This is a genomic window from Acinetobacter sp. YH12023 (genome assembly GCF_013420135.1).
Lineage (GTDB): Bacteria > Pseudomonadota > Gammaproteobacteria > Pseudomonadales > Moraxellaceae > Acinetobacter > Acinetobacter amyesii.
Genome location: NZ_VOYU01000003.1, coordinates 125496 through 150236, shown reverse-complemented (window position 1 = coordinate 150236; position 24741 = coordinate 125496). Strand labels below are relative to the sequence as shown.

Annotated in this window: 23 protein-coding genes, 1 other RNA gene and 1 pseudogene; 16 read left to right on the top strand and 9 right to left on the bottom strand. The window is 39.3% G+C overall.

Going from position 1 to position 24741, the window contains the following annotated elements; genetic code table 11:
* From rseP to lpxA, 6 genes are read left to right on the top strand one after another with little or no spacing between them, the layout of a single operon-like run.
* The gene (gene rseP / locus FTT92_RS03720) at positions 1 to 1356 is read left to right on the top strand and encodes an RIP metalloprotease RseP (RefSeq protein WP_180123599.1); all 1356 of its coding nucleotides are present in this window, start codon (positions 1 to 3) and stop codon (positions 1354 to 1356) included.
* Positions 1337 to 3973 (top strand): outer membrane protein assembly factor BamA, encoded by a 2637-nt coding sequence (bamA, locus tag FTT92_RS03715; protein WP_373684094.1) that lies wholly within the window; start codon positions 1337 to 1339, stop codon positions 3971 to 3973. Before rseP ends, bamA begins: the two co-directional genes overlap by 20 nt.
* Positions 3974 to 4014: 41 nt before the next feature.
* Positions 4015 to 4515 carry an OmpH family outer membrane protein gene (locus tag FTT92_RS03710; protein ID WP_180171481.1) on the top strand — a complete coding sequence of 167 codons (501 nt, stop codon included), beginning with the start codon at positions 4015 to 4017 and terminating at the stop codon, positions 4513 to 4515.
* Between the two features lie 3 nt (positions 4516 to 4518).
* Positions 4519 to 5589, top strand: a complete 1071-nt coding sequence (gene lpxD / locus FTT92_RS03705) for a UDP-3-O-(3-hydroxymyristoyl)glucosamine N-acyltransferase (RefSeq protein ID WP_180171480.1) — start codon at positions 4519 to 4521, stop codon at positions 5587 to 5589.
* 5 nt (positions 5590 to 5594) lie between these two features.
* Positions 5595 to 6080 carry a 3-hydroxyacyl-ACP dehydratase FabZ gene (gene fabZ, locus FTT92_RS03700; protein ID WP_171263789.1) on the top strand — a complete coding sequence of 162 codons (486 nt, stop codon included), beginning with the start codon at positions 5595 to 5597 and terminating at the stop codon, positions 6078 to 6080.
* A complete protein-coding gene (gene lpxA, locus FTT92_RS03695; protein ID WP_180115180.1) occupies positions 6077 to 6865 on the top strand; it encodes an acyl-ACP--UDP-N-acetylglucosamine O-acyltransferase in 789 nt (262 codons plus the stop codon). The genes fabZ and lpxA overlap by 4 nt, the downstream gene beginning before the upstream one ends.
* Before the next feature lie 59 nt (positions 6866 to 6924).
* Here the strand turns inward: lpxA and FTT92_RS03690 are convergent.
* Positions 6925 to 7786 (bottom strand): annotated as a pseudogene (locus FTT92_RS03690) (YbgF trimerization domain-containing protein).
* Between the two features lie 291 nt (positions 7787 to 8077).
* Between FTT92_RS03690 and ffs the strand changes: the two are divergent.
* Positions 8078 to 8174, top strand: an RNA gene (gene ffs / locus FTT92_RS03685) — signal recognition particle sRNA small type.
* Positions 8175 to 8281: 107 nt separating this feature from the next.
* Here ffs and FTT92_RS03680 read toward each other — a convergent pair.
* The 4 genes from FTT92_RS03680 to FTT92_RS03665 all read right to left on the bottom strand — a co-directional run bounded on the left by FTT92_RS03680 (position 8282) and on the right by FTT92_RS03665 (position 11329).
* A complete protein-coding gene (locus FTT92_RS03680) occupies positions 8282 to 8926 on the bottom strand; it encodes a regulatory protein RecX (RefSeq protein WP_180171479.1) in 645 nt (214 codons plus the stop codon).
* A 79-nt stretch (positions 8927 to 9005) separates the two neighbouring features.
* Entirely contained in the window at positions 9006 to 10049 is a 1044-nt protein-coding gene (recA, locus tag FTT92_RS03675; RefSeq protein WP_078193524.1) for a recombinase RecA, read from the bottom strand.
* Positions 10050 to 10194: 145 nt separating this feature from the next.
* The gene (locus tag FTT92_RS03670; protein WP_168377604.1) at positions 10195 to 10635 is read right to left on the bottom strand and encodes an RNA-binding S4 domain-containing protein; all 441 of its coding nucleotides are present in this window, start codon (positions 10633 to 10635) and stop codon (positions 10195 to 10197) included.
* The gene (locus FTT92_RS03665; protein ID WP_180171478.1) at positions 10628 to 11329 is read right to left on the bottom strand and encodes an HAD-IA family hydrolase; all 702 of its coding nucleotides are present in this window, start codon (positions 11327 to 11329) and stop codon (positions 10628 to 10630) included. Before FTT92_RS03665 ends, FTT92_RS03670 begins: the two co-directional genes overlap by 8 nt.
* A gap of 13 nt (positions 11330 to 11342) precedes the next feature.
* Between FTT92_RS03665 and FTT92_RS03660 the strand changes: the two genes are divergently transcribed.
* Positions 11343 to 12194 (top strand): 3'(2'),5'-bisphosphate nucleotidase CysQ, encoded by an 852-nt coding sequence (locus FTT92_RS03660; RefSeq protein WP_180171477.1) that lies wholly within the window; start codon positions 11343 to 11345, stop codon positions 12192 to 12194.
* A gap of 69 nt (positions 12195 to 12263) precedes the next feature.
* Positions 12264 to 13007 carry a histidine phosphatase family protein gene (locus FTT92_RS03655; protein WP_078188709.1) on the top strand — a complete coding sequence of 248 codons (744 nt, stop codon included), beginning with the start codon at positions 12264 to 12266 and terminating at the stop codon, positions 13005 to 13007.
* 88 nt (positions 13008 to 13095) lie between these two features.
* Here the strand turns inward: FTT92_RS03655 and FTT92_RS03650 are convergent, their stop codons facing one another.
* Positions 13096 to 13539: a hypothetical protein gene (locus FTT92_RS03650; RefSeq protein WP_180171476.1), complete on the bottom strand. Its 444-nt coding sequence runs from the start codon at positions 13537 to 13539 to the stop codon at positions 13096 to 13098.
* 445 nt (positions 13540 to 13984) lie between these two features.
* Here FTT92_RS03650 and FTT92_RS03645 point away from each other — a divergent pair, with 445 nt between their 5' ends.
* Positions 13985 to 16579, top strand: a complete 2595-nt coding sequence (locus FTT92_RS03645) for a M66 family metalloprotease (RefSeq protein WP_180171475.1) — start codon at positions 13985 to 13987, stop codon at positions 16577 to 16579.
* 104 nt (positions 16580 to 16683) lie between these two features.
* Here the strand turns inward: FTT92_RS03645 and rpsT are convergent, their stop codons facing one another.
* Positions 16684 to 16950 (bottom strand): 30S ribosomal protein S20, encoded by a 267-nt coding sequence (gene rpsT, locus FTT92_RS03640; RefSeq protein WP_078188707.1) that lies wholly within the window; start codon positions 16948 to 16950, stop codon positions 16684 to 16686.
* Positions 16951 to 17165: 215 nt separating this feature from the next.
* Here rpsT and FTT92_RS03635 point away from each other — a divergent pair, with 215 nt between their 5' ends.
* From FTT92_RS03635 to FTT92_RS03610, 6 genes are all read left to right on the top strand, one after another.
* Entirely contained in the window at positions 17166 to 17831 is a 666-nt protein-coding gene (locus FTT92_RS03635) for an NAD(P)H-binding protein (protein WP_180115776.1), read from the top strand.
* Positions 17832 to 17841: 10 nt separating this feature from the next.
* A complete protein-coding gene (gene rraA, locus FTT92_RS03630) occupies positions 17842 to 18354 on the top strand; it encodes a ribonuclease E activity regulator RraA (protein ID WP_180171474.1) in 513 nt (170 codons plus the stop codon).
* 146 nt (positions 18355 to 18500) lie between these two features.
* On the top strand, positions 18501 to 19280 hold the full coding sequence (locus FTT92_RS03625; protein WP_180171473.1) for a glutathione S-transferase N-terminal domain-containing protein: 780 nt from the start codon (positions 18501 to 18503) through the stop codon (positions 19278 to 19280).
* A gap of 225 nt (positions 19281 to 19505) precedes the next feature.
* Positions 19506 to 20189 (top strand): response regulator transcription factor, encoded by a 684-nt coding sequence (locus FTT92_RS03620; RefSeq protein ID WP_078188703.1) that lies wholly within the window; start codon positions 19506 to 19508, stop codon positions 20187 to 20189.
* Positions 20189 to 22081: an ATP-binding protein gene (locus tag FTT92_RS03615; RefSeq protein WP_180171472.1), complete on the top strand. Its 1893-nt coding sequence runs from the start codon at positions 20189 to 20191 to the stop codon at positions 22079 to 22081. The genes FTT92_RS03620 and FTT92_RS03615 overlap by 1 nt, the downstream gene beginning before the upstream one ends.
* 23 nt (positions 22082 to 22104) lie before the next feature.
* Positions 22105 to 22800 (top strand): hypothetical protein, encoded by a 696-nt coding sequence (locus FTT92_RS03610; RefSeq protein ID WP_180171471.1) that lies wholly within the window; start codon positions 22105 to 22107, stop codon positions 22798 to 22800.
* A 59-nt stretch (positions 22801 to 22859) separates the two neighbouring features.
* On the opposite strand, the gene FTT92_RS03605 is transcribed toward FTT92_RS03610, so the two are convergent.
* Together FTT92_RS03605 and FTT92_RS03600 are read right to left on the bottom strand one after the other, a co-directional pair.
* The gene (locus FTT92_RS03605) at positions 22860 to 24017 is read right to left on the bottom strand and encodes a cupin domain-containing protein (RefSeq protein ID WP_180171470.1); all 1158 of its coding nucleotides are present in this window, start codon (positions 24015 to 24017) and stop codon (positions 22860 to 22862) included.
* Positions 24018 to 24113: 96 nt separating this feature from the next.
* Entirely contained in the window at positions 24114 to 24659 is a 546-nt protein-coding gene (locus FTT92_RS03600; RefSeq protein WP_180155508.1) for a hypothetical protein, read from the bottom strand.
* Positions 24660 to 24741 lie beyond the last annotated feature (82 nt).

Here is a 24741-nt window from a genome sequence, read left to right as displayed (position 1 = left end):
ATGAATGCCTTGTTTATGATTATTGCAGCAATATTGCTACTTGGACCGCTGATAGCGATTCATGAATTTGGGCATTATTTCGTTGCACGTAAACTGGGCGTAAAGGTTTTGGTGTATTCGATTGGTTTTGGCCCAACACTGCTCAAGTGGACGTCGAAGAAATCAGGTATTCAATATCAACTGTCTGCATTGCCACTGGGTGGTTATGTCAAAATGTTGGATGAGCGTGAAGGTGATGTCGCAGCAGAAGACTTACCGAAAGCATTTAACAGACAACACCCTTGGAAGCGTATTGCAATTGTTGCGGCAGGGCCACTCATTAACTTGGCTTTTGCAGTAGTGTTGTTTTGGATTTTATTTTTACCAGCTCAGGAACAGCTCAATACGCGCGTAGGTAAAATTTTACCGAATACGCCAGCAGCGGCTGCGCAAATGCAGACTGGTGATAAAATTACTGCCGTAGATGGCACTCAAGTATCCACTTGGGAGCGCTTGAATTATGCCTTGGTTGATCGTGTAGGTGAAACTGGCAATATTCAAATTCAAGCTGAACGAGCAGGGCAAATTCAAAACTTCAGTTTACCTATTCAAAGTTTCTTACGTGATCAAACTCAGTCACCACTCGATGTTCTAGGTTTTACACCGTATCGTCCTGAAATTCCTGCAGTGGTTTCAAAACTCAGTGAAGATGGCGCAGCGATTCGCCAAGGGATGCAAGTGGGTGATCGAATTGTTTCGATCGATGGCGTAAAAATGAAAGACTGGTTTGATGTTGTACAAGTTGTACAAGCTTCTCCAGAAAAGTTACTTAAAATTGATGTTTTACGACAAAATAAAATTGTGCATTTAAGCGTGATGCCGCAAGGTAAGCGTGACCAAATGGGTAAAGTCACAGGGCTTTTAGGTGTACAAAGCGATCCGGGTAAAGTCAATATTCCAGCCGAATACAAACAAACCATTCAATACACGCCTGTAGAGGCGATGGGTAAAGCGGTAGAAAAAACAGGTCAGATATCTAGTATGATCCTGAATTCTATTGTAAAAATGGTGCGTGGTTTGGTTGGTTTAGATAATTTGTCTGGTCCGATTACCATTGCGAAAGTGGCTGGACAAAGTGCTGAAATGGGGTGGCAAACCTTCATTTCCTTTATGGCACTGATGAGTGTAAGTTTGGGTATTTTAAATTTACTACCGATTCCTATGCTCGATGGCGGTCATTTAATTTACTATTTTATTGAATTAATTCGTGGTAAACCTGTTTCTGAACAAATACAATTGGTTGGATTAAAAATTGGTATGGTATTGCTGGGTAGCATGATGCTACTGGCTCTATTCAATGACATTATGCGTTTATAAGAACGTTATACGAAATAAATTAACAGCGGAAAAGACTGGCATGCAGCACAAACATTTATTTATGCCATTGGCACTGGTTAGTGCTATGGCCGTAGCACAACAAGTATATGCAGCAGATGATTTTGTAGTACAAGATATTCGTGTTGATGGCTTAGTGCGTTTAACTCCTGACAATGTAGCCGGAATGATCCCATTCTCCGCTGGTGATCGTGTCAATGATCAAATCATTTCAAACTCAATTCGTAGCATGTTTGCGTCGGGTTTGTTTGATGATGTGAAGTCTTCACAAGTCGGTAATACCCTTGTATATACAGTGGTTGAACGCCCAGTAATTTCTAAAGTTGAGCTAAAAGGCAATAAACTTATTCCTAAAGAAGCCTTGGAAGAAGGCTTAAAGAAAATGGGTCTGTCTGAAGGTGAAGTTTTAAAGAAATCATCTTTGCAAACGGTTGAAACTGAATTAGAACAACAGTACATGCAGCAAGGTCGTTATGATGCTGATGTCAAAGTTATTACAACCGCTCAACCAAACAACCGTGTTAATGTCTTAATCGAGTTTGAAGAAGGCCAATCTGCCAAAGTATTTGATATCAATATCATTGGTAATACTGTCTTTAAAGAAAGCGAAATTAAACAAATTTTTGCATTAAAAGAAAGTGGTTGGAACTCGATCATTTCTCGTAATGACCGTTATGCACGTGAAAAGATGGCTGCGAGTTTGGAAGCTTTACGTGCGATGTATCTCAACAAAGGTTACATCAACTTTAACATTACCAATTCAAGTCTGAATTTGAGTGAAGATAAAAAACACGTCTTTATCGAAGTTTCGGTGGATGAAGGTGAACAATTTAAGTTTGGTAAAACTCATTTCTTAGGTGATACGCTTTATACGCAAACTGATTTAAACGCTTTAAAACTCTATAAAGATGGCGATTTATATTCACAAGAAAAAGTGAATGGTGTTAAACAACTTTTACTTCGTAAATACGGTAACGCAGGTTACTACTTTGCAGAAGTGAACATTGTTCCTGAAATCAATAAAGACACCAAATTGGTCGATTTAAATTACTATGTGAATCCGGGTCAGCAAGTCACTGTTCGCCGCATTAATTTTACAGGTAACTCGAAAACAGCTGATGAAGTTCTACGTCGTGAAATGCGTCAAATGGAAGGCGCATTAGCAAGTAACGAAAAAATTGATTTGTCTAAAGTGCGTTTAGAGCGTACAGGCTTCTTTAAAACCGTTGATGTTAAACCTGCACGTATTCCGGGTACGCCAGATCAAATTGATTTAAATGTGAATGTTGAAGAACAGCATTCAGGTACAAGTACTTTGGCTGTTGGTTTCTCACAAAGTGGCGGTGTAACTTTCCAAGCAGGTTTGAGTCAAACCAACTTCTTGGGTACAGGTAACGCAGTTTCTATCGATTTGTCTCGTTCAGAGACTCAAGATTACTACAACCTCAGTGTAAATGACCCGTACTTCACCATTGATGGTGTGCGCCGCGGTTATAACATGTACTACCGTAAAACTAAGTTGGATAACGACTATAACGTTAACAACTACGTCACTGACAGTTTTGGTGGTGGGATAAACTTTGGTTATCCGATTGATGAAAACCAGAGTATCAGTATGGGTTTAAATGTAGACCAAACTGAGGTTACTACGGGTCCATACGTTTCAACTTATGTACGTGATTACCTACTTGCTAATGGTGGTAAAGCTACTCATCGCGCGGAAGACGTTTGTACTGGTAGTTATGTCTCACAAAAAGCAATAGATATTTATAATAAAACTCCAACTCCTAATCCTATTCCAAGTGATTATGAGGATGCAATTCATTGTGTCGACGATAAATATCAGGCTGTTGACCTTGTGGATTATAATGATGAATTTAAAGGTAAATTTTTAACCTACAACTTAAACTTAGGTTGGTCGTATAACACGCTAAACCGTCCTGTGTTCCCAACTTCAGGTATGTCGCATCGCGTAAATACTGAAATTGCATTACCAGGTAGTGATGTTGAATATCAAAAAGTTACTTATGATGCACAAGCTTATTTCCCACTTGGTAAAGACTTTGTATTACGTGGGTACGGTAAATTGGGTTATGGTAATGATTTGCCGTTCTATAAAAACTTTTATGCAGGTGGTTTTGGTTCAGTCCGTGGTTATGATAACAGCACCTTAGGTCCGAAATACGACGGTGTTTACTATCAAGGTGTTGGTAAAGAGGATCTGGATTTTGAAGAGGTAGGCGGTAATGCACTTGTTCAATTTGGTGCTGAATTGGCATTACCAGTGCCTTTCAAGGGGGACTGGGCACGTCAAGTACGCCCAGTGTTATTTGCTGAAGGGGCACAAGTATTTGATACCCAATGTGACGTTCCAGCCGCGGATAGTGTATTGATTAAAGATGGTCAAACGTATAACGCTCGTCAATACTGTAAAGATAACTACGGCTTTGATATGAATAACATGCGTTATAGCGTTGGTGCAGGTTTTACTTGGATCACGATGATTGGTCCAATTTCACTGAGTTATGCATTCCCACTGAATGACAAAACTGGCGATGAAACAAAAGAAATCCAATTCGAGATTGGTCGTACGTTCTAAGTACGACCCTTCTGGGAATAACAAAATTACAGGTTGATAAGATGAATAAATTATTTGCTGGTTTGGCGGTATTGGGTATGTCATGTTCTGCTGTTGTGCATGCAGCAGATTACGGTGTGGTTGATTTAGAAAAGGTGGTGGAACAAAGCACTTATCTAAAACAACAAAATGCTCAAATTCAACAGCAATTGAAACCACAAACCACTAAAATTGAATCACTTGCTAAAGAGCTGGAAGCAATGCAACAGAAAGCTCAGCAGGGTGGTGATAAGTTGACTGCTGCGCAAAAGCAGCAAATGGGTCAACAGTATCAAGCTAAACTTAAAGAGCTGACTGATTTACAGCAAAAAGTTCAAGCTTCGGTTCAAGGGAATATTCAGTCCTTAAATCGCACGATGGATACTCGAATCAAGCAAGTTGCAGAACAATTGCGCACAGAAAATAAGTTAGATGTTGTTTTGAATAAAAATTCAGCACTTGCGTATGACCCTAAGTTTGATTTAACTGATAAAATGATTCAAAAGGTTAATGCAATTAAATAATCAATGAATTCTCAAAAATTCAGTTTAGAAAAGCTTGCTCAACTTGTTCAAGGTCAATGTATTGGTCAGCTAGACTTGCAATTCAGTGGAATGGCTAGTCTAGAGAGTGCTCAACCGCATCAGCTTGCATTTTTAAACGCAGATAAATATCTGAATGAAGCTCAACAGTCTCAGGCTGGTGCGCTGATTGTGACTGCAGACATGCAGTCACAAATCCCTTCACAGCAAAACTTCATTGTTGTACCCAATCCGTATCTGGCTTTCGCTATTCTGACGCATGTTTTCGAAAAAAAATCTGTAGAAATAGGAATTGAAAGTACTGCTCAAATTCATCCTTCCGCAATCATTTCTGATACTGCTTATATTGGGCATTATGTGGTGATTGGTGCGAATAGTGTGGTGGATGAAGGAACGCGCATTGAATCACAAGTGAAGATTGATCATGGCGTTAAAATTGGTAAAGATTGTTTTATCGATTCGCATGTGACAATTACTGGTGAAGCCAAGTTAGGTGATCGCGTACGTATCCATGCAAATACGGTGATCGGTGGTGAAGGGTTTGGTTTTGCACCTTATCAAGGGAAATGGCATCGTATTGCTCAATTAGGTTCTGTACGTATCGGGAATGATGTGCGTATTGGTTCAAATTGTAGTATCGACCGTGGTGCTCTAGATGACACAATTTTGGAAGATGGTGTCATTATTGATAACCTTGTGCAAATCGCGCATAACGTCAAAGTTGGTGCAAATACGGCAATGGCTGCGAAATGTGGTATTGCCGGTAGTACAACTATTGGCAAAAATTGTGTGCTAGCAGGGGCTGTTGGTATCGTAGGTCACATTAATATTGCAGATAATGTGACAATTACCGGTATGTCAATGGTCACAAAAAGTATTTCCGTTGCTGGGAGTTATTCTTCAGGTACGCCAATGCTTGAAAGTGGTTCTTGGAAAAAGGCAGCAATCCGCTTTAAACAATTAGCAGATGTGCCATTGACCCAATTGGTCAAACGACTTGATCATATGCAGTCTCAAATTGAGTCCCTTGAATCAACATTTAAATTGCGTAAATAATTATGATGACAGAGTCGAATACCCCAGCTTTCACAAAACCTGAATTACCAATGACTATTCAGACTATTCGTGAATATTTGCCACATCGTTATCCGTTTTTATTGGTTGATCGTGTTGTTGAAGTGACTGACAACGGGATTGTAGGCTATAAAAATGTAACGATTAATGAAGAATTTTTACAAGGCCATTTCCCTGAATACCCAATTATGCCGGGTGTGCTGATTGTTGAAGCATTGGCGCAAGTATCGGGTATTTTAGGTTTCATTATGAATAATGAGAAACCTTCAGCGGGTTCGCTGTTCTTATTTGCTGGTGCAGAGAAGGTTCGATTTAAAAAACAAGTCGTTGCAGGCGATCAACTTGTATTAAAATCGGAATTAGTGATGCAAAAGCGTGGCATTTACAAATATAATTGTGTTGCCACTGTAGATGGCGTAGTCGCAGCAACCGCGGAAATTATGGTTTCGCATCAGAAAACAGAGACAGCATGAGCAATAACGAATTAATTCATCCTACCGCCATTATTGACTCATCAGCAGTAATTGCTCCGGATGTGCAAATTGGACCATATTGTATTATTGGTCCTAAAGTCACAATTGGAGCGGGCACTAAACTGCATTCACATGTTGTGGTGGGTGGTTATACCCGTATTGGTCAACATAACGAAATTTTTCAATTTGCCAGTGTTGGTGAAGTTTGCCAAGACTTGAAATATGCTGGTGAAGAAACGTGGTTAGAAATCGGTGATTATAACTCGATTCGTGAACACTGTAGTTTACATCGTGGTACTGTTCAAGATCAGGGTCTAACTAAGGTTGGTAGTCACAATTTATTGATGGTGAATACACATATTGCACATGACTGTGTAGTAGGTGATCATAATATTTTTGCTAATAACGTCGGCGTTGCAGGTCATGTCCACATTGGTGATTACGTCATCGTAGGTGGTAACTCTGGTATTCATCAATTCTGTAAAATCGATTCATACAGTATGATCGGTGGTGCTTCGCTTATTTTGAAAGATGTACCTGCTTATGTCATGGTATCTGGTAATCCAGCCCATGCTTTTGCCATGAACATTGAAGGCATGCGTCGTAAAGGTTGGTCAAAAAATGTGATTCAAGGTTTACGTGAATCCTTTAAATTGATCTATAAAGATGGTTTAACGACGAATGAAGCGATTGAGCGTATTCGTACTGAAATTTTGCCTGATGTGGCAGAAGCGCAATTGTTGATTGACTCACTTGAGCAGTCTAAGCGCGGTATCGTTCGTTAAATACTGCGAATAAAAATAGACACCTTATAAGGTGTCTTTTTTTTGCGTTAAAAATAGGACTATTTTTTAACAAAGCCTGCTTCTTCAGATTTTGGATACTTTTGGATAAGCTTGCTTTTGAGCTGCGTTGCTAAACTACTATTTCGATCGACGTCTTTTGCAATGCTATACAGTTGATATAACGCTCTAGGTGCGCGGGTCGACTCAGGGTATTGATCTACCACGATACTATAGTTCTTTTTCGCTTCCGCGTAGTTGGTCGGTTCAACAGCAAGGTTGAACTCAGCTAGCCAAAAATATGCATTGCTAATATAGACACTGTTAGGATTATTCTTAATAAAGTTTTTCATCGGTGCAATGGCTTTTTTCGCACCACCTTGTTTGTATGCATCTAAAGCAACGGTATATGCCGCTTTCTCGAGCTCAAGTGAGTCACCACCTGCATTTACAGGTTGGTTTGCAGATGAGCTTAATGTTGCTTGGGTCGTAGGTTGTTTAATAGGTGTAGGCGCTGTATTAGCTGTTACTGGGTGCAGTACCTTGTTGGTTATCCTCCGCAGCCTCTGTGTCTTCACTTGGATCTACTTTTTGTTGGAGTAGTTCTAAACGTTGATCTAAATCTGCATAGCGGTTTGTAAGTTCACTTTTTAATTGTTCGATAATATTGTCTTGCTCTTCCATTTTACCGCGTAAGCTACGCAATTCATTTTCGAGCTGTTGGTTCTTCTGCATAAGCTGCCAATTCAAATTGGTTGGAATAGGGGTAGAGCCAGCACCTGTTTGAATGGCCGTATTATTTGCTGTATACACAGTGCCATTATTAGCGCCACTCAAACCACGAGATTCAATTGGAATATTGGCAAATAATGCACCTGAGCAAGTCAATGTAAGGGCACACAATACATGCTGTTTAAACATCATAAAAATTCCATGTAGTTACAAGCATGTCCGTATAGAATAGTTTTATTACAGACAGCTTTAGATAAAACGATAAGCACATTAAAAACGCCAAAGTTCTGAATTGCAATAAGCTTTTACAATCTTGCTGTGTATTAAAGTAAAAATATAGTGATGAAGTTTCACGTTTTCTACATCATCGACCATCATATTGATTTATAAATAATCAAACAGTTTTTTCTATTCAGGAATTCTTGGTTTTAGGCTTGCATGTTTATTAAAAATCTCTATACTCTGTTCTTGCAATGGTAGCCCTGCCGGTTACTTCGCAATTGTACTCTATAAACCCCGCCAGGACCGGAAGGTAGCAACGGTAGTAGAAATATGATGTGCCGAAGTCTTGCTGGTAGGGTTGCCACCAGTTTCAATAATAATAAATTAAACGTCCTCTCATTTTTTCAATCCTATATTATTCTTTATTTTAGTTTTATTAATTCTTCATTTAGATCTATATTTTTTTTATTCGTCATCAAATTCTTTACGTGCAATCACTTTAAAAATCGTATCGAGATCAAAGCCTCGATATTGCAAAAAACGTATTTGTTTGGCTTTTTGTTTTGGATCACGTTCAACAGCTTTGCCAAATTTTTTTATCTTAAGCTGGTAGGCTTCAGTGACCCAATCTGTTTCTTTTAATTCATCCTGAATTAATTCACTGTCTACTTTTTTATTTTTTAACGCGAGCTTTATACGATTAGGGCCTTTACCTTTACGTTTTTGACTCGATAGCACCATCTCTGCTACACGCTGATCGCTTTGATAGCTCTCACGTGCGAGTTCTTCCACCAAGTGTATGACTTCTTCACGACTATCCGCATACAGTGCTAATTTTTCGATTAAATCTGCTTTTGAGTATTCTTTACGTGTGAGTACTGCAAAAGCGTACGAGCGTAGACGAGAGCCGCGCAGTCCCGGTTTTTTTTCAGCATGAACATCTTTACCATTGGTGTCAAAATGCAACGCAGTGTGATCGATCACCGAAGTATTGTCATGTGAAATGTCAGTTTGTGCAGCATGATTTACGCAGGTAGTTTCTTCAGCTTCTGCAAACTGTTGTTTCAGTGCTTCATAATCAAGCAAGAGTGGAAAATGGTCTTTAGTCATGGGGTCATTTTAATACAAATTTTGAGTGCAAAACAAAACGCCCCGTAGGGCGTTTCGTGTGCTATTAAAGTATGCTGTATTAAGCATCTAAAAAGTCTGGTTCTTCTTCGTCTTTGTCTTCTACAGGTGCTGTACCCGTAGTCAGAAGTTGTTCACGAATCAGTTTTTCGATAGTTTGCACAAGTTCAGGGTGTTCTTCTAAGTGGCGAATGGTATTGTTTTTACCTTGCCCAATCTTGTCACCTTGGTATGAATACCAAGCACCTGCTTTTTGAACAATTTCTTGTTGTACTGCGAGGTCAACAAGCTCACCTAAATGGTTCACGCCTTTACCATAAAGAATTTGGAAAATCGCTTCACGGAATGGAGGAGCCATTTTGTTTTTCACAACTTTCACTTTGGTTTCTGAACCAATGATCTCGTCGCCTTCTTTCACTTGACCAATACGGCGGATATCTAAACGTACAGATGCATAGAATTTAAGTGCATTACCACCAGTTGTGGTTTCTGGGCTACCAAACATTACACCAATCTTCATACGGATTTGGTTAATGAAGATTACCATACAGTTAGAACGTTTCGCATTACCGGTAATTTTACGCAGTGCTTGGCTCATCAGACGAGCTTGTAAGCCCATGTGTGAGTCACCCATTTCGCCTTCAATTTCGGCGCGAGGGGTAAGTGCAGCTACAGAGTCGACAACGATCAGGTCAATGGCACCTGAACGTACCAGCATGTCTGCAATTTCAAGTGCTTGTTCACCATTGTCTGGCTGTGAAACAAGTAAGTTATCAATATCTACGCCAAGTTTACGTGCGTATTGAGGGTCTAATGCATGTTCAGCATCGATGAATGCACAAGTACCGCCAGCTTTCTGACATTGTGCAATAGCTTGTAATGTCATAGTCGTTTTACCAGAAGATTCAGGACCGTAGATTTCTACGATACGACCTTTAGGCAAACCACCAATACCTAGTGCGATATCTAATGTTAAAGAACCTGTAGAGACAGCTTCAACTGCCTGTACGGTGTTATCACCAAGACGCATAACGGTGTTTTTACCAAACTGCTTTTCAATTTGGCTTAAGGCCGCATTTAACGCCTTGCTTTTATTATCATCCATCTTACAACCTCAATACGATGTCACGAAACAATATACTCAAGTGGATGTATTCAGTTTAGATCTGTTCCACGAGGGTATAGTGACAGAAATCATCCTTTTGTTCTATGAAAATCACAACAGGTGCGACATGTTGTGACGCTTTAACTTAATCATCATTATAAGACCATTGCTGGTCAAACTGTTGATCATTTTCTCTTTTAAATTTACCAATATCGCGACGATCTTTTTTACTTGGTCGATGATCTGGCCGAGCTAGATTATGCAACTTTCTTTGTGATGCGAGCAATTCCCGTTTTGCAATACTGACCTCAGTTTCATCATAAAGCAGCTGAGCGGTTGGGGCAGGCCCACGAACATCCGACAGTGCTTTCACCACCACAGTTTTTTTCTCAAGGCCTTGTGCAATGGTTAACTCCATGCCTACACGAACTTCACGAGAGACTTTAACGCGTTCGCCATTATGATGAACTTTACCGCCTTCAATAGCATTTTTGGCAATAGAGCGTGTTTTAAAAAAACGTGCAGCCCACAACCATTTGTCTATACGCATACCAACCGCATCTTCGGCTAGATTTGATTTACGCATATTTTTTCTGTTCCTCGGCTTGCTCAGTCATTTGAGCTTCTAAAATAGGGATTAAATCTGTTAATGCGGACAGCATTGGATAATTACAAGTCTCGCGAGGCGCTTTGGCAGATGAAGGCTGCTGAATCGAATAGAGCTGTTCAATCCCAAAAAGTTTTGCACCATTAAGCACTTTTTCTGTGTCATCAATGAAGTAACAGTTTTTTGCATCGAAGGGATGTTTACTTGCTAATATTTGCCAAAACTCAATAAACTCTTTGGCATGACCGAGAGTTTCTGAACTGACGATAACATCGAAAAAATCACGAAGACCGGTTTCTTCAAGTTTGAATTGTAAGCCTGCATAGTCGGCATTGGTCGCAAGCCAAATAGGATAGCCATTTTCTTTAAGATAGGTGAGTAGCTCAATGCAGCCTTCGCGTTTAGCCACTTTGGCTTTTTGTTCTATTTGCATTGCCAAAACATCAACGCCAACTTGTGACGTCCAAAAGCGAGAGGAGTACCATTTTAGGGTATGATTATGTTGTTGATAAAAACTAAATAGCGTTTGCTTGCTTTGTTCGAGTGAGCACTGATGCTGTTCAGCATAGCGAATTGGCAGCAGCTCATTCCAGATAAAATCATCATAAGCAAGATCGAGTAAAGTACCGTCCATATCGAAAATGATCGTCGGCTTTTCTGAGTAATTTGGCATATAAAGGTATTCTATGTTTAAAACAACAACAGCACCGCAAGACCCACTGATTTTGCAGTTGGTTCCCATTGTGACACAAGCTTGCGAAATTTTGCGAGAAGAATATCAGCGTTATTGCTCAGGTGCGGATTTTGATGTGGAACGTAAAAGTGATGATTCACCTGTAACGCAAGCTGACTATCGTGCAAATAGCTATATTACCCAAGCATTATCTAAAGTTTCTAGCTTGCCTGTATTGTCAGAGGAAGGTGACAAGTCTGAACGTATGCAATGGCAAAAATTTTGGCTGCTTGATCCTTTAGATGGTACCAAAGAGTTTTTACATAAAAGACCTGAATTTACCATTAATCTGAGTTTGGTTGAGGGTGCTAATACTACCTTTGCCATATTGGCGATTCCCGGGGAATACAGCGTATATATTTGTCCCTTTGAGGGACTGCCGCTGAAATATGATAGCCAGTCAACCACATGGTATGAATATGTTGAAACCTCTTTAGAGAATGTCGTACACGTTGGCTTGAGTCAAAGTGCCAAAAATAAGCCAATTTATACGGACTATCTAGACGCTTTAGAAAAACTCACTCCTTATCAGGCATACCATGCTGGTAGTGCATATAAGTTTTGTATGATGTTAGAAGATCGAGTGGATATTTATCCTCGTTTTCATCCCACCTGTGAATGGGATACCAGCGCTGGACAATGTTTAATCGAGCGTATTGGTGGTGGTTTGGTTGATTTTAAAGGTCGCGCTTTTTTATATAACCAACGTACAACTTTATTAAATGGTGGATTTATTGCATTTAAAAATGCCGCAATGAAAGAATTGGCCTTAAATGCTTTGGCAAACATGCCTGACAAAACTTGAGCTAAATCGGGTTCATGCTATAGTGTCTGCACACTCCGTTAAATCTCCTGCATATAAGAACTGTCAATTATGGCCCTAGATTTGCTCCCTCCTAGTATGCTGAAAGCAATAGACTTATTGCCGGATGAAAAGACGCCTGTAACATTGTTTACACGTCATTCCATTCGTGAAGTTGTACAAGGACAGGGTTTGGCCGGTTATGACTTACAACTTACGCATCAAGGACGTGATTTAGCCGAAGCGTGGGGCAGCTATTTGGTTGAAAATACCGATCGTGTTATTCAACACTGTATTTCGAGTCCAATTCAGCGCTGTGTGGATACGGCAGCTTTGATGATTCAAGGTGCAGATAACGTCACGATTGAGCCAAATACCCACCATATCGAGATCATTGAACAAGGATTATTGGTCGAGCCGGGAAGTTTTGTGCTCGATATTAAAAAAGCAGGACCATATTTTCAAAAGCAAGGTGCCTTGGGCTTTATTAATAGTTTTGTGAATAATGCTTTGCCGGGTATGAAACAGCCCATTCATGGGGTGGTAGATGTTTTGGAGTTGATTTACAACACTCATCCAACCAATGATTATGGTCTAAGTCTAGCGGTGAGTCATGATACGATTTTGGCTGCAATTCTTGCCATTATTTCAGGTAAAAATATCGTGACACGCGAAGATTGGCCTAAAATGATGGAAGGTTTATTTGTTTGGTTTGAAGGAGATGTATTCCTTGAGTCAAAACTGAAATGGATTTGGCGTGGTGAACTAAATGAATTAAATATTCGTGAATTTCAGCAAGCTGAACAGCAACTTTAAGAAATTTTGCTAATAATAAAAAAATTATAAAAGGCATCCATGTGCGGATGCCTTTTTTATCTGTTTCAGTATTTCATTAAATAAAAGATTAAATATTGGCTTTAATTCGTGCAGGGTATTGATTTAAATCAATACTTGAACCGTCGTCACTATAAGGCCAGCGGCTAGTATTGACAGGGAGATGTTGTTGGTGGATTCGACTATATTTGTCAGCGGCAATCAAAGTCGCAATGTCATGATCTTTAATGCTATACGCTTGCACGAGTTCAGCTGGATATTGTGTGCGTTCAAAAAATTCAGCTTCTGTTTCCCCTTGATGCAGTGCAAAGATACGTTCTACAGCTGGTAAGTACACGCCATATGCTAACCATGAGTCTACACCTTGAGAGGCCTGAATCTCAGCGGTCGATTTCATATTTGAAATGACTTTACCTAAAATGTCTTTTTCACCTTTCGCTGTAAAATATTCAATATATTGATGTTCTGCTTCTGCAAATTTTTCTAATGATGGCAAAAATTGGTTAATTGACATTTTCATCCCTCTTTTCATTTGTACAGCAATGGCTGCCTAGGATGAAAATTAAAATACCATAAAAAATATATGGGATTAAGCCATTTCTTAAAATTTTTATTTACAAAGTTTCTAAAAATATCCTGACAATTTCTGTCGGGAATATACGATTGTATTAACAGGTCTACATCTTAATTTTAGTTGAAAAGTGAAATACCTGTCACATTAATAATGATTCTACCAATACAAAATATTTAGATTTTATTTGAATTGTTAATAAGTGACAAAACACGGCAATTGAATGATTAAAAAAAAGAAAATAGCATTAACTTTGTTGTAAATTGTTGATTTATATATTTTTATGTAAGTCTCTTTATTGGATTTTTTTGTGGCTAATTGGGGAATAGTAGTGAAAAGTGTGATAGATTTTTCATATAACAAATTATCAATTTGTATTGTGTCATTAATGTTAGTTGCTTGTGGTGGTGGAGGCGGTGGTGATAGTTCAAGTGGTTCTGCATCAACTGCAAATTATCCAGAACCGACCCAAGACATAGTCGATGATACCAGTATTGGCTTTTATGACTACGATGCAAATGATGCTGTTCGTGAAATACGAAATGATTTAGTCGGCAACTTTTCAGCTCAAGTTCAATTTGGTCAAAGTCATGTTGTCGATCCGAATGCGAACGAAGCCAAGAAAATGCCACGGTTAACCAGTGAAAAAGAAGCGCTGCTTATCGTGACGCCAACACTTGATATGCAAAACATCAAGCAACTCAAAGTAGAAATCTATCAAAACAACCGCTTAGTTCGTACCGCGACATTGGACGATCCGACGCAAATGCCTGTTTCAGACCAGAGTGGGCAAAGAGGTCGTCCAGATGTTTGGTACAGTAAACGCGCGTGGACCACGAAACTTAATTGGGATGAAGTTAAACCCGGTCTAAGATTAAAATTTATCGACGCAAATAAAGCCAGCGGTGAATTGGCTGAGGATAAAATCGATTTTGCTGCACCAGGGGAATTGGTTTTAAATAATATCCGTGTTGGTATGTTGGCAGATAAGCCAAATTCTACCGGCCACTATATGCTACTAGAGCCTGAAAAAGCGGGCACAGATTATTTCCAAACCATTCCTGCAGCGGAAATGACGGTTGCACAATATGATGATATTCAGTTAACACGTGCAATGGTATCTTCAGGTGTTATTTATGACAGTAAAAGTGCCGGAGATGGTGGTGTTTATGCAGGAGACATGCGTGAGGATGTCGGTAAATCAACCTTTAGTGTTGGTATAAACCTTGCTAACTGGGGTATTACCAGTGCATCTATGGCCAACCAAAGTCAGCCACAATTAACCCAAACAGTAGTTGTCCATCATACGAAGGGGAACTATGCCAATGGTGTGCATACTCATGGACTGAGTGGTGGTAATGGCATGCTCACGCTTTATGATTCTGTAGGGAATGAATTTAGCCATGAAATTGGCCATCACTATGGTTTAGGACATTACCCTGGTCAGGTAGGTGACAATCTATTTTGGGCTGCACATCATGCGGACAGTGGATGGGGTTATATTGCCAATCGCAATATGATGCGCGGAAATCTATCATGGACGGCGACATGGAAGTGGGATGGAGCGAATGGTATCCCAAATTTTAAAAATTTGTTTCCGTACGGAAAAGATGCCATGTCCGGCGGGTATCCTGATAGTAATGTATCACGCTACACACACTATACGGGTTACAGCACATTCCTGAAAATTCAACCACACTTTGACCGTTATGTCTGGGATGAAACATCACCTACCGGCTACAAAAAGTGGAATAAAACCACTCGTGAAATGGAAGTCGCTCAACCGAAGATGCCAAATTCTACGGCTCCGGTTTGGTATAACGCAGATCAAAATTATCCACGACCTCGGGTATTTGGGCAGCCTGTCATTACAATTTTAGGTGGTTATGATCCAGTCAATCAAGTCGGTTTGTTATACCCTGCGGCACGTTCAAACTGGGGCAATGTTTATGATCTAACAGCTGCCAATACGGCCTTAGATCAAGCGGCATGTTGGTTGAATGTGCAATACTCTAATAAAGTCAACAATATTGCTTTAGCACCTGCACGATTAGGTAGTAATGCCAATAAACTGCATGTCAATTTAGCTTTGGCAGATCAACCACAGAAGGTCGATTTATACTGTAAAAAAGCAGGTGAAGAAGCCAAATTATTAGCAAATATTGATATTCCAGTCTACAGCACAGCGATCAAGCCGGCCGTCAAAATTGGACGTCAACATGGTTATAGTGCTTTGCGTGCTATCGAACTTCCTCAATTGGAAAGTGCTTTGGAAGCGCAAGCTGCAAATGCTGTTGTTGCACTAAATCCAACTGAAAAAATGCTGTATGAGTCATATAAAAATGACAAGTCATTGATGAATAGTGTGGCGCGTCAGCAATTAACCCGTTATGAATCGCAACAAAACACCGCATACCGACTAAATCGTTGGATGAATGTGTATGCACAAGACTTAACCAATCAATTACCTGAGGCACAAAGCGCACTTGAAGCATTTATGAAAAAGCTTTCAGTCACTCAAGAAGGTTTGTTCGAGCAGGCGACATTGATCAAAAATGGTAACAACTGTTTGAAATCTGAAACCTTAACTGATGGAACATTAAATTTATACATCAGTGGCCCAAGCGGATGTACTGCGGATGATACTGAACAGTGGGTATATGATGCCATTGGTCGTATACACAGTAAGTCAAATCCAGATCAATGTATTACAGGCAACGGTGGTTCAGCTAAAGTGACGCTAGAACGCTGCATGTTAAACCAAACCAATCAAATTTGGACCATGGACCCTGCGACTACAACGATTCGTCAAAGTGGTCAATGCATGGATTTAAATACGGGACGTTTGCAAAATAACCGTGCGGATTTAATTCGATATAGCTGTACCAACGGTGGCAATCAACGTTGGACAAATTTGACAGCAAGCAAAAACTTATTATGGACATATTTATCAGCGACGAATATGAAACTGATTAATAAATAATCTGTAAATAGAAAATAAGGTCCAATAAGGACCTTATTTTTTTGCTTTTAAAAATCAATAGGCACAAAAAAAGCCCTAAAAAGGGCTTTTTTCATCGCAACAAATTAGTTAGCTAAAGCTTTAACTTGTGCATTTAAACGGCTCTTATGACGAGCAGCTTTGTTTTTATGGATGATGCCTTTATCAGCCATACGGTCGATTACAGGAACAGCTTTTTTGTAAGCTTCTGTAGCGACAGCGTAATCACCAGCAGCAATAGCAGCTACTGTGCGTTTAAGATAAGTACGAACCATAGAACGTAAGCTTGCGTTGTGTTGACGTGCTTTAACGTTTTGACGAGCACGTTTTTTTGCTTGAGCAGAGTTTGCCACTCGTGCACTCCTTGAAATAGATTGGTCTGGGCGGGCTGAAATTACATCTGAAAACCAACATCAGAAGAACTATCACCAGCCCGTAAACAAGTGCCATATTGTGATTAAACTAAGCGCTTAAGTCAAGTCTTGACATGCTTTGACAACATTTTAGATGCAGAAAAATTTTAAAGAAAACGTTAGATTAGTCTAAAGTGATTGAGATTGTATGAAAAATGACTAAAAGTATAGAGAATGCGATTGTCATCGGAGCAACAGGATTGGTCGGGCGGGAATTGGTTCGTCAGCTCAGTCAAAATGCAAGATGTAAGAATATTACTGCTGTGGTACGTCAGCGTGACCATGAACTGAATGGACTGGCAAAAGTTCAACAAATGGTGATCAGTGACTTTCTTTCTCTGACTCAGGATGATGTGAGAGATTATAGTCATGCCTTTAGTTGTTTAGGCTCGACCATTAAAAAAGCAGGGTCTAAAGATCATTTTTATCAGATCGATTTTAGCATCAATGCGCATTTTGCTGAATTATTAGAATATACAGATACACAATTGATCATTGTCAGTGCTATGGGCGCTGACGCCAATTCCGCATTTTTTTATAATCGAGTCAAAGGGGAATTGGAATATTATTTAAAAACCTTAAAGTTAAATCAGCTTTCGATATTAAAGCCTTCGCTGTTACTTGGTGAGCGTCATGAATCTCGACGTTTAGAAGATGCGACACAGAAACTTTATATGCGCTTTTCGCATTTTGTACCTGATCGTTTCAAATTTAAGCCAGTGACAGCACAGCAAGTGGCTCATACTATGGTCGAAGCGGCACAAACTCAGACTGAAAAGTTCGAGATTTATGATAATTTACGCATACTAACAATTAAATGAGGGAAATATCGTGTCTACAGTTCCATTCGTCACTTGTGATTTACTTGATAATCATCCAGACAAAGAATTACAAGTGGTGATCCCATCAATGGATGGTAAATTCTTTCAAAGTTATGGTGCACGAAAAAGTTTTGGCGGTCAGGTGGTGACGGTCAAATGTTTTGAAGATAACTCTCGTGTTAAAGAATTATTGGCAACCGATGGTACGGGTAAAGTATTGGTTGTGGATGGTGGCGCTTCGATGCGCTGTGCCTTGATGGGCGATATGATTGCTGAATCTGCAGTCAAGAATCATTGGAATGGTGTCATTATTTACGGCTGCGTGCGTGATGTCGATGCAATAGCCGAACTTGATTTAGGTGTGCATGCTTTGGCCGCAATTCCACAAAAAAGTAACCGCAAAGGCGTGGGTGAAACAGATATTCCATTGAGTTTTGGTGGTGTAAACATTCAATCTGGTGATTTTATTTATGCTGACAATAACGGCATTGTTGTTTCAAAAGAGCAATTGGTTGCTTTATAAGCGTACTTGAATTTTTAGTCGTGGAATGAAAGCGTAATTCTTGCTCATACACGACGATATAAATGTGAAAAAGAAAATACAAACCTCAGCTGAGGACTCTCGGCTGTTGTATAAAAATACGAAATAAAAAAAGAAAGGAAAAAAGTATGTTGTTGCATCAATTAAAAGTGGCGCAAGCGTTGCTCTCAGGCGTAGCAGAGGGCGGACGAGGTACAAATGGGACGCCTTATCCCAAACAACCTGAAAAAGCCCTTAAACTGTACGAATTTGAAGGTTCTCCGTATTGCCGTCGTGTGCGTGAAGTTTTGACCACACTTAATTTGGATTATGAGGTTTACCCATGTCCCAAAGGGGCTAGAAAGTACCGTTTAGAGGTACAGAAATTAGGTGGAAAACAGCAATTTCCTTTCTTGGTGGATGACAATACAGGGGATCGTTTGTACGAATCTCAGCAAATTATTCATCATTTATTTAAACATTATGGCAAAACAGGTCAGACTCCTAAGAAATATGCCAGTTATCCTAAAATTCCGTATGTTGCCTATGTTGGAACCTTAATTAATGGGGCTCAAGGCGTGTGGGTGCAGCGTAAAGTTATCCATCGTGATGCACCAAGTCAACTCTTAGAACTATGGGGTTTTGAAGCGAGTCCATATACACGCATCGTACGTAGCGCATTGTCTGAAATGGAGCTGGCATATACTTTTCATAATGTGGCCAAGGAGCGTTGGCAAGATCAGGGATTAGCGATAATGCGCTTAAAACTGGGTAAATATGTACCTCTAAAAGGTGGTAAGCGTGAACAAGTGTTAAAAATCATGGGGAACAATATTCAAGTGCCATATTTGAAAGATCCCAATACTGGTGTTGAACTTTTCGAATCTGAAAAAATTGTGCAATATCTGAAAAAGCAATATTTGAGCTAATCTTACTCAAGTTTAAGCTAAGTGCAGTGTATAGTCAGACAGATGGCTATACACATATTGTAATGATAAATGGGTCTAAAATTAGAAGAAAAATGCATCATAACTGCATCAATTGAATTAGAATAAATTATTAAAAATAAGAAATTTACTTAATTACAGGGATATCTTAAAAGGATTAAACTGATTAATGTAAAAGACATTTCATGTTTTCGGGGGAAGTAAATCATGTCACCACAAGAAGTCATACTACCCGTACCGGTGCTTGTCGTTGAAGATGAGGAAATTATTCAATTACGTTTACGTCAAATTTTGACGGAGCTGGGTTATAAGCGTGAAGAGCTTATCTTCACCAAAAATGTTAAAGAATCTATTCAAGCCGTAGAGACACAACCGATATCATTAGCCTTAGTTGACTTAGGTTTGCCTGATGGCAGTGGTATCGAAATTATTGAAAAAATACGTTCCCTCGAAAGTAATACTATGATCTTGGTTGTCTCTGCATGGAGTACACAAGAAAGCTTATTTGCTGCGATTAAAGCAGGTGCAACAGGCTATGTATTAAAAGAACGTGATGATGCTGAAGTACTTTTATCTATTCGGAGTATTTTACGTGGTGGGGCGCCGATTGACCCATTTATTGCACGAGAAATCCTCAAACAAATATCTGAAGCTGAAGCACCAAGTCCAGAACAAACAGTCGCTGATGAAGCAGACTTGAACTTGCTGACCAGTCGTGAAAAAGAAATTTTATGTTTGGTTGCTCAAGGTTTGAGTAATCGTGAGATTGCTGAACAGCTTTTTGTATCGCGCTATACCGTAGAAAGCCATATTAAACATATTTACCGAAAATTAGCCGTAACGAAACGAACAAAAGCCGTGAGTACAGCAAGATCTATGGGTATTTTATAATGCGTAAAGGAGGATATTTTTTATTATTTATCCTCTGTTTAGTATGGGGGACCTTGAGTCATGCAGAGCAAGTTTTCCCTGTAAATGATCAATGTAATGTAACTGTGAATAGCATTTCACGGGTGAAAACACCATCCAATCAAGAATTACCCAGAACGGGATGGAAAACCACACAATTACCTGATCGTTGGAAAGAAGATAAAGACTGGGAAGGTTATCAAGGTGGTGCTTGGTATAAACTAGACTGGTCTTGGTACTGTAAAAATAATGCCCGTTTGGCAGAACCCATCGTACTATATATTGATTATATCATTAATACGGGTTCAGTCTTTCTGAATGGCGACTTGCTGTGGACCAATAAAAATCTTCAAGAACCGATTTCTAAAAGTTGGAATGTTGCGCGCTATTGGATTTTACCGATAAGTGGAATCAAACATGATCATAATGAAACTTTGATCTATGTGTATGGTTACTCGAGTTTAAATGCTGGCTTGGGCCCAGTAGTATTTAATAATGTAATGGCAACGGTAGAGCAAGCCGAAAAAACTACATTTACACGTCGGACCATATTACAGTTAAATATTTTTCTTTCTGGGGTCTTGGGTCTAATTTGCTTTATCATTTGGTTGATGCGTCCTCGTGATACCAGTTTTGGCTGGTTTGCGCTTTCAACAGTGCTGTGGATTTTATTTCTCAGTAATGCCCTGACTACTGAAACCTTTCCATACCCAGATTCGGTTTTTTCTGCCAAAGCTAATCTGATATTTGTAATGCTGTACTTTCAGTGCTTTAGCATTTATATCTTACGCTTTCTTGGGCGTAAGTTTCCACGAATAGAACTGTCATTTACAATGTTGACTGCTGCACTGATTGGTGTGGTGTGTATTTGGCCATTCGAACAAAATGCAGATATTTCGAGCCTTATTTTCTTTTTGTATTGTGCATTCTTTTTTATCACTTACCTCTATCTGTGTAAAATTTGTTTCAAAGAACGAAGAAAGGACTATATTTTATTAGCAATCTGTTTGACTGTGATAATTGTGATAGTCATAGCTGATATCACAGTCTTGGTGCTCTTTCCAAAAGAAAATTTTACACCTTTATCACCCGTTACTTCACCGATTATAACCTTATTTATAGTGGTGATCTTGGGGGCGAGACTCAATCGAAATATACAGAAAATTGAAAAATATAATGATGATTTGGCATTTGAAGTTCAGAAAGTCAGTGATGAACTATGTAGTAGCTTGAATGATAAACATCAGCTTGAACTGAGTAATGTACGCCTGCAGGAACGGATTAAATTATCGCATGATCTGCATGATGGTCTGGGCGCATCCATTGTGCGCTCGATGATCTTGGTTGATCAGTGTGAAAGTAATATTCCAAACAGACAGTTCTTGTCGATGTTGAAATTATTGCGCGATGATTTAAGGCAAATTATTGATAGTGGATCATCTTTAGACAGTAAAGTGCCAGATTCACCTTTGCTCTGGATCGCACCTGTTCGACATCGCTTTAGTCAGTTGATGGATGAAGTGGAAATGAATGCCAAATGGTGTATTCCTTCGCAGTGGGCGATCAAACCAACGGCAATTCAGTGTCTGACTTTAATACGAGTGATTGAAGAAAGCCTGACCAATATTGTGAAACATAGCCAAGCAAATCATGTCAATGTCACGCTGTCACAGTTCGAAAATGGCGCATTGTTATTAACTATTGAAGATGATGGCGTCGGTTTTGATGTTGAGAGTGTTTCAAATCATGGCATGAGTATCGGTATGAGAAGTATGAAAATGCGTGTGGAGCGTATAGGCGGAAATTTCAAAATTCATTCTCAGCAAGGCTGTACCATTATTCAAACAGAAATTAATTTAAAATCAGCTGCATAAAATAATATATTGAAATAATAAAAATGATGATCAATTCGATATTAAGTCATCTAAAGCGCATTGCATTCTTCTGCTGTGTCACTTTTATCGCCGCTTGTGGTTCGCAGGATCATGCGCCTAAACCGGGTGAGTATGGGCAGATTTTGTTCCAGCATGCGGTGTTAAGTACCGAAGAAATTCAACAATTACTCAGTGAAAGTCAAAGCGATACAAATACATTAAACACTAAAAATTTTGCAGTGGATTACACGGCGACATCCAATCAAAACCCATATCGTGCAGTCTTGTTGGTCAAAGGTAGGGCAATGACCAGTGGTGAGGTATCTGTAAAATTTCAAATTGATAACTACAATGCCGCTATTCAACAAACCTCAAGCAATCTTATGCAAATGGATGCAGGTATTGATCAGGTTGAACGATTAGAAACATTGGATGCAGGACAAGAATTTACTTTTGTTATGGACGGTGCGCCTTTTTCAGTCAATGCTGCCAATGATCCAAATAGTATGACCAGTCAACTAAGTTTATTTGAGTCGAGGAATGTGGAGTTTCAAAGTATTGAATTACAAATTTGGCAAGGCAAAGGTGGTCAATATGGTGTAATGCGCTATCTTTGGTTTATTGGATTGGTGTTATTGATTGTATGGGTTTATCACGTCATCGTGGAAAAAAAAGCCGATCAAGTCGAAGATTTTTTAAATCGTAGAAAGCGAAAATAATGCTATTCAGCAGTATAAAAAGGGAGCATGACGCTCCCTTTTTATTGAGTTTATTCAGCTTACGTTGGGACGAGCATCAGCACAGATTCATTTAATAGCATGGCAATATCTTCTAAGATATCAGCATCATATAAAGATTCGTCTAGCGCTAGACTTTGGCCATCTGCAATGGTTTTTAAATGCACTGCAAATTCGTCTGAGATACAGATTCCTTCGCCATTTGCCCAAAACAAAATATCACCGTCTTGCTCTGTATATAGTAAGCGTGAAGCCGGTTCTAACATGAGTTGATAGCCTTGATCTAAGGCCTCTTCAAGATCACCAGTGCCGATTTCTTCGGCTTCAGGAATATTGTCAGGATATTTAGGTTCTGACATTAAGCTCATGATTGCATCTTCAAGTACGGTTGAATTTTGCAATTGTTCAAATAACTTTTCTTTTAAATACTCAAGTTCATTTTCAGTCACTTGGCCGATCGCACTGATTTGATCACGTAAAATATCAGTTAATGGATTTTTAAGTAGGGGATTGTCTGTGAATTTGTCTGTCACTCGATCCATCATTTCAGTGACATTTGGCATGCGGAAGCCAAATGAATAGGTCAGACATTCATCTTCAGCTACGCCATAGTGTGACAGGCCTGGTGGCACATAAAGTAAGTCGCCGGGAGCAAGCACTTCATCAAAATGAACGTCCATTTCTGGCAGTAAGCGAAGCGGTTGACCTTCGACAAATGAAGTATCTGCATCACACATCTGACCTAATTGCCAACGGCGGTGACCATAGCCTTGTACGAGGAATACATCGTAAAAATCAAAATGTTGCCCGACAGAGCCACCTTTTTGTGCATACGACACCATGATGTCATCACGACGCCATTGCGGAATAAATGAAAACTGCTTCCATAGCTCGGCTAGGTCAAAAGAATAATGATCGACAGCTTGAACCAATAAAGTCCACAGTTTCGGCATTTTTTGAAAATCAGCTTTAAGTAGCGGAGAAGATTTTACTGTCCATTGGTTAGGATCACGATCTTTTTGTTTAATGAGACGTGCAGTGACGTTATCTTCTAAAGCCAATTCTAGAACGTCTTTCGGTTCAAGTATTTGGGCAATTTCAGGGAGTGCATTTCGAACCAATAATGGTTTTTTTTGCCAATATTCGGCAAGGAATTGTTCAGCGCTGATGCCGCCGAGGATGTCAAGAGAATGAGCCATAGCTAAATACATACAATTTCAATGGATATATTGTCCCTTGAGATTCCTGTTTTTAGCAAGGCTCTATTTCATTAAATTATTTCGATTAGCTTGAGACTATTTTAAAGGATTGTCTTTGAGATATTGCATGACTAATTTTTCAACTTCCAAATCATAGCTATTGGCAGCAGCCGTGGTCGCTGAAAATTTCATGAATTGCTCAAAATGTGCATTGGTGTCAATTTTAGTATTTTCTTTGTCCGACATTAATTTGAAATGATTCGGCATGACTTTTGCCATCATTTCAACATTTTCGGTTTGTAGTTTTAGAAGTTTTTTCACTTCAACTGTTTGTGGTTGAATACTTTCAAATTTTTGTTTGCCTAGAGCAACCAGTTTATTGATTTGTTGTTCTGGTGAGTTACTACCACCGGTTTTGGTTTTAGTGCCCAGTTGTTGAATGATTTGCTCCTGCATCGCAGCGCCTTGTTGTTCTAATTCAGCATAGATAAATTTATATTGAACCCACTCATTGACTAAGTTTTTGTTGTATTGCTGAGAGTTGGTCACAGTTTGATTCACTGTATTGGTATGACCGTTTGTCGAACAAAATAGAAGGCTAATGCTAATGAGGCTAGATGAAATTAAATTAAACGTTTTCATGTTTTCAGTTCTTGGTTGTAATAAATAAGTAAGTGACTTTTTAATCATTAGCCCATAAAGAGCTAATGATGTGTTTATTATG